Annotated in this window: 11 protein-coding genes; 7 read left to right on the top strand and 4 right to left on the bottom strand. The window is 38.3% G+C overall.

Annotated features, from left to right (window positions below; translation table 11 throughout):
• Positions 1–76: 76 nt before the first annotated feature.
• Complete coding sequence (locus SKC36_RS05215; protein ID WP_459465058.1) at positions 77–1,276, top strand: D-alanyl-D-alanine carboxypeptidase; 1,200 nt, start codon at positions 77–79, stop codon at positions 1,274–1,276.
• On the opposite strand, the gene SKC36_RS05210 is transcribed toward SKC36_RS05215, so the two are convergent.
• A complete protein-coding gene (locus SKC36_RS05210; RefSeq protein ID WP_459465056.1) occupies positions 1,273–2,601 on the bottom strand; it encodes an APC family permease in 1,329 nt (442 codons plus the stop codon). The genes SKC36_RS05215 and SKC36_RS05210 overlap by 4 nt on opposite strands.
• Positions 2,602–2,732: 131 nt before the next feature.
• Here SKC36_RS05210 and SKC36_RS05205 point away from each other — a divergent pair, with 131 nt between their 5' ends.
• Positions 2,733–3,920 (top strand): retropepsin-like aspartic protease, encoded by a 1,188-nt coding sequence (locus SKC36_RS05205; protein WP_459465054.1) that lies wholly within the window; start codon positions 2,733–2,735, stop codon positions 3,918–3,920.
• Here SKC36_RS05205 and SKC36_RS05200 read toward each other — a convergent pair.
• Entirely contained in the window at positions 3,917–5,035 is a 1,119-nt protein-coding gene (locus SKC36_RS05200; RefSeq protein WP_459465052.1) for an endonuclease/exonuclease/phosphatase family protein, read from the bottom strand. The genes SKC36_RS05205 and SKC36_RS05200 overlap by 4 nt on opposite strands.
• Positions 5,036–5,185: 150 nt before the next feature.
• Between SKC36_RS05200 and rpmB the strand changes: the two genes are divergently transcribed.
• Together rpmB and SKC36_RS05190 are read left to right on the top strand one after the other, a co-directional pair.
• Entirely contained in the window at positions 5,186–5,425 is a 240-nt protein-coding gene (gene rpmB, locus SKC36_RS05195; RefSeq protein ID WP_459454249.1) for a 50S ribosomal protein L28, read from the top strand.
• Positions 5,426–5,487: 62 nt separating this feature from the next.
• Positions 5,488–6,591, top strand: a complete 1,104-nt coding sequence (locus tag SKC36_RS05190) for a ThiF family adenylyltransferase (RefSeq protein ID WP_459465267.1) — start codon at positions 5,488–5,490, stop codon at positions 6,589–6,591.
• Here SKC36_RS05190 and rimO read toward each other — a convergent pair.
• Positions 6,588–7,913, bottom strand: a complete 1,326-nt coding sequence (gene rimO / locus SKC36_RS05185; protein ID WP_459465050.1) for a 30S ribosomal protein S12 methylthiotransferase RimO — start codon at positions 7,911–7,913, stop codon at positions 6,588–6,590. The two genes, SKC36_RS05190 and rimO, sit on opposite strands and share 4 nt — an antisense overlap.
• 143 nt (positions 7,914–8,056) lie before the next feature.
• On the opposite strand from rimO, the gene SKC36_RS05180 reads away from it, so the two are divergent.
• Positions 8,057–8,761 (top strand): 3-keto-disaccharide hydrolase, encoded by a 705-nt coding sequence (locus tag SKC36_RS05180; RefSeq protein ID WP_459454252.1) that lies wholly within the window; start codon positions 8,057–8,059, stop codon positions 8,759–8,761.
• A gap of 231 nt (positions 8,762–8,992) precedes the next feature.
• On the opposite strand, the gene SKC36_RS05175 is transcribed toward SKC36_RS05180, so the two are convergent.
• Positions 8,993–9,748 carry a carbonic anhydrase family protein gene (locus tag SKC36_RS05175; protein WP_459465048.1) on the bottom strand — a complete coding sequence of 252 codons (756 nt, stop codon included), beginning with the start codon at positions 9,746–9,748 and terminating at the stop codon, positions 8,993–8,995.
• Positions 9,749–10,136: 388 nt separating this feature from the next.
• Here SKC36_RS05175 and SKC36_RS05170 point away from each other — a divergent pair, with 388 nt between their 5' ends.
• Together SKC36_RS05170 and SKC36_RS05165 are read left to right on the top strand one after the other, a co-directional pair.
• On the top strand, positions 10,137–10,406 hold the full coding sequence (locus SKC36_RS05170; protein WP_459465046.1) for a hypothetical protein: 270 nt from the start codon (positions 10,137–10,139) through the stop codon (positions 10,404–10,406).
• A gap of 81 nt (positions 10,407–10,487) precedes the next feature.
• Entirely contained in the window at positions 10,488–11,285 is a 798-nt protein-coding gene (locus tag SKC36_RS05165; protein ID WP_459465044.1) for a peptidase associated/transthyretin-like domain-containing protein, read from the top strand.
• The last annotated feature ends 7 nt before the right edge of the window (positions 11,286–11,292 follow it).

Genomic DNA, 11,292 nt, shown 5'->3' with positions numbered 1-11,292 from the left:
TATGTTGATTAAATTCCCTTACTATTTGATGTTTTTACTGGCAAGCTTATTCTTTAGTGCTTGTCAAACCGCTAAGATGAAACAAGCATTTGTGAAATCTGGCTTAGCTAAATTTCATACAGGAATCCTAATTCAGGAATCATCGGGTAAGGTAGTTTTTTCTCAACGAGCTGAACAATATTTTATGCCAGCCTCTAATGTCAAATTGTTGACCTTATTGATGGCCAAAACTATTTTGCCTGATTCTGTTCCGGCTTTTCGTTTTCAAGAAAAAGGAGACAGCTTATATTTTTGGGGCACTGGAGACCCCTCAACGCTTCATACTAGATTAAAGGGGACAGCTTTATTTAATTTTTTACTGCAGTCAAACAAAAATTTAGTCTATGCTGATGATCCTTCATTCGTATTGCCGCAAGGGGCAGGCTGGGCTTGGGATGATTATCAAGATTATTATGCTGCAGAAATTTCTAGTTTACCACTTTATGAAAACTTAGCTCATTTCACCAATTTGGGAAATACCTGGAAAGTCCATCCTTCGTTTTTTCAGTCTAGCATTAGCCTAACTACAGAAAAGAACGCCTCAAGGGATAGAAATACCAATCAATTTCGATTACCTATCCCCACTGCCCAATCTTCCCCCAAACAAGTGACCATACCTTATTTGACTTCACCTGTTTTAACTGCCCGGTTGTTATCCGACACCTTACATAAACCTATAACATATCGCATAGCGAAACCAGATGCAGCAAACTCAAAAATTCATTATGCAGGAAAGTTGGATAGTTTATTGCTACCCTTATTGCATTATAGTGATAACATGATTGGAGAGCAATTGATTTACCTGATGGGGGCTCAAAGAGGATGGAATGGCCCTACGGCTAACATCCTAGGCAAATTAGTTCAAGAGCCTGGATTTGAGTTTTTGAAGGAAGTGAAATGGGTGGATGGTTCTGGACTATCGCGCTATAATTTATTTCGGCCCAAAGATATGATGCTCGTTTTGGAGCATTTGAAAAATAAATTGCCAGCGGCCCAATGGCAAATCCTTTTACCTGAATTAGGAAAATCAGGCACCTTAAAATCCATGAAATTGGATAATCCTCAATCCCATGCTTGGGCCAAGTCAGGCTCTTTTGGAAATACCTACAACCTGTCTGGCTACTATCAAAATGCCAAAGGAAAGCTGTATTTGTTTACCATCATGACTAATTTGGCCAATCAGTCGGTGACAGTCAATAAAAAACAAATTTTAGAATTTTTGAATGTGCTCCGCTAAGGGCTTTTTTCCTGGAATAAATTTCGATAAATCAGGTAGGTGGCCAGAATAAACAGAGCCACATATATTCCACTACTTGGATTTTGAGCAAGCGTCCCAAGTAAAAATAAAGCTGAAATAATTAATAATATTCCCGGCACTAGGGGATATGCCCATGCACGGTAGGGACGATGCAATTGTGGTTCCTTTTTTCTTAATTGAATCAGTGATGAAAAGCCTGACAAATAACTGGCTACAAAGAAAAATGTGGCGATGTCAGAAAGTCTTTCATTTAAATTTTTTCCAGCCAATAAAAGTAAACAGGACATGGCTACGGTTAAATGAGTAGCAAAACTGGGACTACCGACTGCGTTTACTTCACTTGCCTTTTTCCAGAAAAGTCCGTCCCGACTCATGGAAAAAAGTACACGAGGGGCAAACATCACCTGGGTATTCAGAATTCCAAATATACTTAAAGCCAAAAATGCGGTTATCCATTGACCTGTATGAGCCCCAAAAAGCAGGGTGATGGCATCTGCCGCGGCCAATTTGGAATGTCGAACATCTTCTAGTGGAAGTACATAAAAGATGGCTACGTTGATGAGCAAATAGATACTTGCAACAGAAATGACGCCGATATACATGGATTTGGGCATGCTTTTCACGGGGTCGGCATTTTCTTCAGTGAAATATGCGGCGGTGTGCCAACCATCAAAAGCATAAAAAATGGAAAGTAAGGCCGTCATGATACCCGACCAAATAGGTAAACTAGGTTTAGCAGCTGTCTGATCCTGATGCCACATGCCTCCAGAACCATAAATAAAACAAAGAAGTATGAAGCCCACCAGTGCAACCGCTTTGATGCCAGATAACCATTCTTGGGATTTTCCAGCCATAACTACGCCTAATTGATGGAAAAACCATAGTAACAGCAAAGTGCCTACGGCCACAAAATTTTCTTGATGTTGAAAAAATGGAAATAATATGCCGACATATTCACTGAAGGTATATGACCCAAAGGCAAGGGCAGTGACAGTCCCAAGCCAAGAGCTAATTCCCACTAGAAAACCAATGTATCGGCCAAAGGCTCTTTCAGCATAGCCATACCAAGCACCTGCTTTAGGAATAGATAAACTTAACTCCAAGACGGTACTGATTCCTAATAAGGCATATAGAGCTACTAAGAGCCATAAGCCAATGATTAAATATGGATGGGCCAATTGGTCAGCAATGGGGCCTGGTTTACGGAGTATCCCTGTTCCAACGGTGCCACCTAAGGTTACCGCCACACCAAAGCCCGTACCTAAAACCTTCCAAAGTTGATTTGTTGCCTTTTTTTTCGACATAATTGAACAAAAATAAATAAATTTAGGTTATCGCAAGGCTTACCTTACATTGAATGAAAAAGCTGCTTTTTATAAAGCTGTGTGTTCTATTACTCATATCTACTGCTCTTTTCGCTCAAAAGCCCAAAGTAGTGAAGGAAGAGTATATTAGTTTCCATTGGAAAAAATCAAAAAAAACCGTTTATATACCCTTTGACCTATATTCTAATTTGGTCATTGTACCCCTTGTCATCAATGGTTCTGATACCTTAAAGTTTATTTTAGATACAGGAGTAGGGACTACTATTTTATCTGATCCGGAGGTCGCCAAAAAATTGGGTTTAAAATCTGTTCGTAAAATTCGAGTGAATGGGGTAGGGATGGGGGAGTCTATTTCTGCCAATATCGTTATAGATGTGAAGATAGGATTGGGAGAGGCGCAAGCGAACCGACAAAGCATCATATTTTTAGATTCGGATGTTTTGGATTTGTCCAGTTTTGTTGGAACCAAAATTCACGGAATAATAGGGGCCGATGTATTTAATAATTTGGTAGTAACCATCGATTATTTAAATAGGAAGGTAGAGCTACGTCATGTGGGTAATTATACATACCGACCAGGAAAAGGCTTGAAATTTCCCATCACCATTTTAGATAATAAACCGTATATCCAAGGGGTTAATTTGACGAATAATCGAAATACCACGTCTGATTTATTGTTAATAGACTCCGGTGCAGGACATGCTTTTTCCATAGAAGGTCAAACAGGAGATACAACGAAATTTCATTTGTCGAAACATCAATTTCAACTAGGGAAGGGATTGAATGGTATCATTCTGGGCCATTTGGGAAGAATCAATCAAGTGGGTTTAGGTCCTTGGAAATGGAAGGATGTGGTTAGTTCTTTTCCAGATTCCCTATCGTATCAAGTCAAACAAATGCAGGGAAAATCTACGGTATCGGGAAGTATCGGAGGGGAATTTTTGCGAAGGTTTAAATTGACTTTTCATTATTTAAATAATTATGTGGTTTTCAAACCGATTGCTTCTCGGTTGAACCGTCCATTTGAGGAAGGACTATCAGGCCTAACCATAGTAGCCATATCTCCAGAATTTAAACGCTTTAAAGTAGAATCTGTCCAAGAAGGGTCACCAGCGGATGATGTAGATTTTAGGGCAGGAGATGAAATTTGGATGGTGAATAATCGCCGAGCTACTGAGTATAGGTTAGATGAATTAAATCGAATTCTTCAAACCAAGGTCGGAGATAAGGTAATATTTTTAATCAAGCGAGGAACCGAGGTTCACTTGAAGGAAATTACCCTCAAAAGATTATTTTAGTTTTTCTTAATGACGTAGCTGGCTACGATAGGAAAGTGGTCTGAATAGGTGATTTTTCTTAAAGTGGTAAATTGAAGAATCTCAAATTCCTTAGAGAAAAATTGGTTATCAATACGGACCATGTAAGGACTCCGATTCAGTGTAAAACCAAATCCCCTTCCAGCACTTTCAAAAGCATTATCCATTCTTTCCCTGAGAGTACCATATGCCCAGCCATAAGGAGTTTCGTTTAAGTCGCCAGTAACTAAAACGGGATAAGGGCTTTGCTGAATGATGCGGTTGATTTGGCTAATTTCCTCTTTATGACGGATGAATCCTTTTTTTAGTGAAGCTATGATACCCCTTCCTTCTTTTTTAGCATCTTCATAATCTTGGTCTCGGATTTTTCCCGTGACTTTTCCAACGCGAATTCCCATGGACCATAATTGTAAATTAATGACGCGAATGGTGTCTTTCCCCTTAACTAAATCTACAAAAAGAAAACCATTGGCCGAGTTTTTAAACTGTTGGCCCTCTTGGTGAATGATGGGGTACTTAGAGAATATGGCTAAACCCATTTTTTCGTTGGCATCAAAAATTTCTTTCTTTAAAGCTTGTATGGCATAATGAGGGTATTGTTGCTTCATCATACTGATACTTTTATAAGCTGGACGGTCGGCATTGGAATAGAATTCCTGAAAACACTTGATGTCAGCTTCGTAGTCCAGCATGAATTTTTTTAATTTTTCTACATTTTCTTCATTAGCCTCATAGGCATTGGAATACATCCCGTAGACATTATAATTTAAAACCTTGATTGGCTTTTCTAAACTTTCCTTAGGGTTATTGATGGCAATACTCCTTTGAATGAAACTATAGCCTAATACCAAAACAGTTAAAGGTAATAGCGCTCTTTTGGCACGTTGAAATATCCAATATATAAGCGATACAAAACAAAGAATTTGGGCCACTGGCATGCTCATCATGATGAATCCAGCAAGCCAATGATCAACAATTAATGAATAACTAAGTAAATAGGTTAATAAGGTGTATAAACACAAGGGTAAAGTGCCTAACCAGATGATGGAGGATATTATTTTCTTAGGAAGAGATTCGGTGGTTTTACGCTTACCCATACTCAAAGATAGCAATTGAATAATAATGGGAGAGATATTTTATAAATTTTAGAAAGGGGATTGCAATTTTATAAAATTATGAGTACTTTTGCCATCCGATTTGATAACAAATATAATTCAAGAGCGAGTCTCAAATAAAAAGCAAATATTATGGCAAAGGTTTGTCAACTAACTGGAAAGAGAACAAGAGTAGGAAACAATGTTTCTCACGCTAACAATAAGACCAAGCGTAAGTTTTTCCCAAATTTACAGACAAAGAAATTCTTTTTAGAATCTGAAGGTGTTTGGGTACGTATGAAAGTAAGCGCTAAGGCAATTCGTACCATCAATAAGAATGGTTTCGAAAAGACTTTAATTGCTTCTGCACGTAAAGGAACTTTAACTGTATAGATTGTAAAATTTTTACGAAATTAGAGCCTCTTTGAAAATCAAAGAGGCTTTTTTTGTTGCCTATGCTTACATCAGAGGACTTCATTCGTTATCAAAAACAGCTTAAAATGGCTGATTGGGGAGAAGCACAGCAGCTCGCTTTAGCCAAGGCTAAGGTATTGGTGGTGGGTGCTGGTGGCTTAGCCAGTGGGGCTTTACCCTATTTGGCAGCGGCTGGCATAGGACAAATAACCATCATTGATGGCGATACTGTTGATTTGTCCAATCTAGGTCGACAGGTCATTTATCAGCAGGCCGACATCGGGGAGTTCAAAGCAATTCGAGCGGAGGCCTATGTGAAAGGGTTAAATCCGAGCATTCAAGTTCAGGCTATTGCCCAGCAATTACACGAAGATAATGCCGAGTTGCTTATCCAATCTGTGGATTTGGTGATTGATTGTACCGATAATTTTAAGACTCGGTATTTAATCAATGATTACTGTGTGGCCTTAGGAAAACCCTTTATTTACGCTGCCATTCATACCTGGGAGGGACATTTAAGTGTTTGTAATATGCGCTTGTCATCGGGAAAAATGAGTCCCACCTACCGTTGTTTCTTTCCCCAGGAACCTGGGCCTAATGAAATTCCGACTTGTGATGAAGCGGGTGTTTTAGGTTTTTTACCGGGAATTTTGGGAATCATGCAAGCCAAGGAGGCCATTTTTTGTTTAGCGGGTATGGAATCTCCCGCCCAAGGGGCCTTGATGACTTGGGATGCACAAGAAATGCGCAGTCATTTTTTTGCCTTGGAAAGAGATCCATTGGCCGAAGAAAAGATTTTTCCAATCACCGAGGATAGTCGAACCGTCCGTGAATTAAGTCCTGAGGAGGCATTTTCCCTATGGCAATCAGGTCAGATTGATTATTTATTGGACGTACGTGAAGAAGATGAATGGGATTTTGCGCGAATAGAAGGAGCGATTCATGTCCCCATGAATGAAATTCCAGGTAAATTGGCTGATTTACCTAAAGCATCAAAGGGATTGGTACTTTGCCATCATGGGATGCGATCAGCCAGCGTCATTGTGTACTTACAACAAGAGGCAGGTTTCAAGCAGCTCTATAATTTAGCAGGAGGAATCGATGCTTGGTCAAGAAGAATTGATCCTGATATTCCTCGATATTAAGAAACGATAGTTCCGTATAAATCAAATTCCTCAGCACGGTCTATTTTAACCTGAACAAAATCCCCTAAACGAGCATATTGCTCAGCAGGAATCAAAACCTCATTGTCTACTTCTGGAGAATCAAATTCAGTACGTCCTACGAAATAGCCACTTTCTTTACGGTCAATCATCACCTTGTAGGTATTACCAACACGTGCTTGATTTAATTCCTCTGAAATACCTTGTTGCAATGCCATGATTTCATCCGAACGCTCTTGCTTTACTTCTTCTGGGACATCATCTTGAACAGAAAATGCGTGTGTATTTTCTTCATGACTGTAATTGAAAATTCCCAAACGATCGAAACGCATGCGTTCTACGAAGGAATAGCTTTCTTCAAAATCAGCATCTGTTTCTCCCGGATAACCCGAAATTAGCGTGGTTCTTAGGGCTATACCTGGAACCGTTTCTCGGATGGTTTCAATCAAAGCTTCTGTTTTTTCGCGGGTAATACCACGGCGCATACGTTTTAAAACGGCATCAGAACCACTTTGAAGTGGCATATCTAAATATTTACAAATGTTGTCCCTTTCAGCCATCGTTTGTAAAATTTCTACTGGGAATCCAGCAGGGTAGGCATATTGTAAGCGTATCCATTCAATGCCATTGACATCGGAAAGTCGTTCCAATAATTCCTTTAGTTTTCGTCCACTTGGGCTACCTGCTTCTTTGAAATCTAAGCCATAAAAAGTTAGGTCTTGAGCAATCAAGATAAGCTCTTTGGTTCCCTTTTTAGCCAATGAATTGGCTTCTTTGACCAGTTCTTCCATAGGCCTTGAAACGTGGTTACCACGCATCAAAGGAATGGCACAGAAAGAGCAAGGGCGGTCACATCCTTCTGCAATTTTCAAATAAGCATAATGAGCTGGTGTGGTTAAAAGACGTTCGCCTACTAATTCATGCTTATAATCAGCTTTCAGCGCTTTCAATAAACGAGGTAATTCATTGGTTCCAAAGAAGGAATCCACCAATGGAATTTCTCTTTCTAAATCATCCTTGTAGCGATGAGAAAGACAACCTGTGACATATAATTTATCTATTTTACCTGCTTCTTTAGCATCTGCATAGCGTAAAATAGTGTCAATGGATTCTTGTTTGGCATTATCAATGAAGCCGCAGGTATTGATGACAACGATATTGGCTTTATCTTTTTTGGCTTCATGGGTCACTTCCAAACCATTTCCTTTTAGTTGGGTAAATAGCACTTCCGAGTCGACCAGGTTTTTGGAACAACCTAGGGTAATGATATTGATGGAAGGTTTGGCGACAACTTTAGTTTTCATGAAGCATGATTAAATGAACATGCAATTTACGAAGAAAGAACGAAACCTCGATTTTTACCTTTTTTGTGTAATTTTTTCTTTTCGGGATACAAATTTTAGATTCTTTTTATAGTATTGCAGTTCACAAAATCTAAATGTTAATTATGAAAAAATTTATCTTAACCTGCTCTTTGGTAGCGATGGGAATAGCCGCATTCGCACAGAAGGCTAATACATTGACTAACAAAGAGAAGAAAGAAGGTTATCAGTTATTATTTGATGGTACAACGTTAAAAGGATGGCATGGCTACAATAAACCAGGTACCGTAGGTGCTTCATGGACGGTTAGTAATGGCGAGATAGGATTTGATGTAAGTAAAAAAGATGGTGGGGATTTAACAACGGATGAGGAATTTGAAAATTATGATTTTTCGGTGGATTGGAAGATTTCGCCCAAGGGTAATAGTGGTATTATTTTCAATGTAACAGAAGATCCAAAATACCGTAGTTCCTATAATACAGGTCCTGAAATGCAGGTTTTGGATAGCGACGGCCATCCAGATGGGAAGATATTCAATCACCGTGCAGGGGATTTATATGATTTAATACATTCTTCGGTTGAAACCGCTAAACCAGTAGGTGAATGGAATACAGCACGCATTGTGAATAACCGCGGTTTATTGCAATTATACCTTAATGGAGCGAAAGTGGTAGAAACGCGTTATGACGATGAGAACTGGAAAAAGATGATTGCAGGATCTAAGTTTAAAAATATGCCAGGTTTTGGTGTGAACATGAAAGGTCGTATTTGTTTGCAAGATCATGGTAACCCAGTTTGGTATAGAAATATCAAGATTAAGAAATTGTAGTTAATATTGATGGATGGTAAAGGCCTGAGAGTAATCTCAGGCCTTTTTTATGGATTATCAGTTGATTGAATTTTAAAGGCTATGGAGTTTTATTTATCAACCGCCAAGCCGCTATTCGACATGGCCCTGCGGAACATGTCGAACAGCGGAATAAAAATTTCTAAAAGCACAAAAAAAGGCTTGAGGTAATCCCAAGCCTTTTATACATAACTACCTGTGGCGAATTAAATATTAGTTGATAAATTCTAATTTACCTGTTCGAAGCGTGTAAAAGGATCCTACTATTCGTATATCTCCATTGTTTTCCATTTCTTTAAGAATGGGACTCTTTTTTCTAATTTGGGCGATAGCGTTTCTTATATTATTCTGGGCAACTACTTTTACAAATGCTTCATTTTTAGAACTTTTTTCACCTGTAAATGCTTGGCTCATGGCCACGGCTGGTTTGATGTTGGACAACATGGAGGTGATATTTCCTAGTTGGACATGGTCGATAGCCCCTTTAATCGCCCCGCAATGTTGATGCCCCATGACAATAATGAGCTTAGCCCCGGCTACTTTGCAGGCAAATTCCATGCTCCCAATTAAGTCGGTATTAACAAAATTTCCCGCTACTCGGCCAACGAAAACATCTCCAATACCTTGGTCAAAAACATCTTCCACGGGTACTCGACTGTCCAGACAACTTAACACCATGGCTTTAGGGAATTGACCATCGGTAGCCGCTTTTCTAATTTCTTCTGAATGTTCACGCTGCGTCAAATTTCCAGAATTAAAGCGTTGGTTTCCCTCTTTGAATTCCTGAAGTACCTGATCTGGTGTCAAGGAATCCTGTTCGGCTTTGGTCATAACATGCTTATGTTGATATTGAATTACTGGCTTAACAGTTTCATTTTCAACCATCTTTTTTTGATTCTCAGCATTACAAGCAGTCAAGATTTGAGCCGCTGTTAAGATTAGAGCCAATTGGGTCACTATTTGTTTCATGTTGATGCATTTTTTTTTATGACACAAAGTAAAAAACATAATGCATTAAATTTTATTTAATATTAATATGATATTCATAAATTATATTTATGAATTTTCCGAACGAAAAAGCTGAGGCCTTTGATTTTATATGTTGGATTGTAAATCCTTTGAATGTGTTTTCGACTTAGAACATGTCGAATAGCGGAGTTCAAGAGCTTTATCAAGAAATAGATAAATATAATGAAGCTTATCTTTATTGATTTTACGCAAGATTTGTTGGGATAATATTTACAAACTTTCGAAAGTTTAAAATTTAGGATTATGCTAAAAATCCCATAAAAGAGTAAGCGCTAATTAATGTAAATATCTAACCATGAAAAAATTATTTAACTTTAAAAGAATGATTATGTTTTTTGTTTTTATTGGCTTGTTAATTTATACTTTCGTAGGATTTGGAAATGATCCAAGTATTGAAGATTGTACAGATCCTGGATGGCGATTTTGGGGTATTAGTTATGGATGTGCGTTAGCTAGTAGTGGAAATGGACATATTGCCAATAGTATGCCAGATGGTTCATATTGCGTTGCATTAATTCGGTGGGAAAGGTATGTATTGGGGATATTAGTTGAAAAGGGAGTTAAACAAGAAAAGATTCCATGTCCGAGTAATCATTAATATCCAATGGCCAGAATATATTTATATATAATTTTTTTGTCTATTAGTTTTGTTGGGTATTCCCAAGAAATTTACTGTAAGTTGTTAAGTAGAAGTGATAGTTCAAATGTTCCTTATGCTTCCGTCATATTTGAAAATAAGAAAGTTGGTTTTCATTCAGACGAGTTCGGTCGATTCACGTTGAAGTCTAATCAAAGCATTGATACCATCAAGATTCGGTCTATTGGTTTTCAGGATACTTTGGTAATTGTAGATAAATCGAAAGTCAAGGGGGAATTATTGATTTATTTACCAGTTAAATCTATCATTTTACCAGAGTTTCGAGTTTTGTCTATTAATAAACCTTATACAAGCAAGAAACCTAAAAAAACAGGGTCGTTACAACAATGGGGAGGGGTAGGGTCTCAATATGGATTACTTTTGAATGATGAGAAATTGATAGGTCGTAAAATGCTCAAGGCTCATTTTTATTTGGCACTTGGGGGAAATCCAAGATATCCATTTCGGATCAGGATATATTCCATCAAACAGGGTAAGCCAGATCAAGAGTTAAGCCATGAAAGTATCATTGTTCGAGCCACCCAGCAGGGCTGGAACGAATTTGATATTAGCCAATATGATATTTACGTTCCAGAAGGAGGATGCCTTTTAGCGATGGAGTGGCTAAATTTTGAATATGTTGTATCCGCTGAATTAATTCTCACAAAAGGTAAATACCCGGGTCAAGTTCTTGGAATGGGGGATTTTGGGAACCAATATTTGGGTTTTGTGAAGGATGATTTTAGTAACTGGCATTTTAATGGAGATTATCTTCCCAGATACCAGTTACCTGATAAAAGTAAATTTTTGAATCCCATGATACGTTTGACGGTGCAATAAATGGGTA

Source organism: Aquirufa sp. OSTEICH-129A (assembly GCF_054558355.1).
Note: the sequence above shows the minus strand (reverse complement) of the source record. Positions and strands in the feature narration are given on the sequence as shown.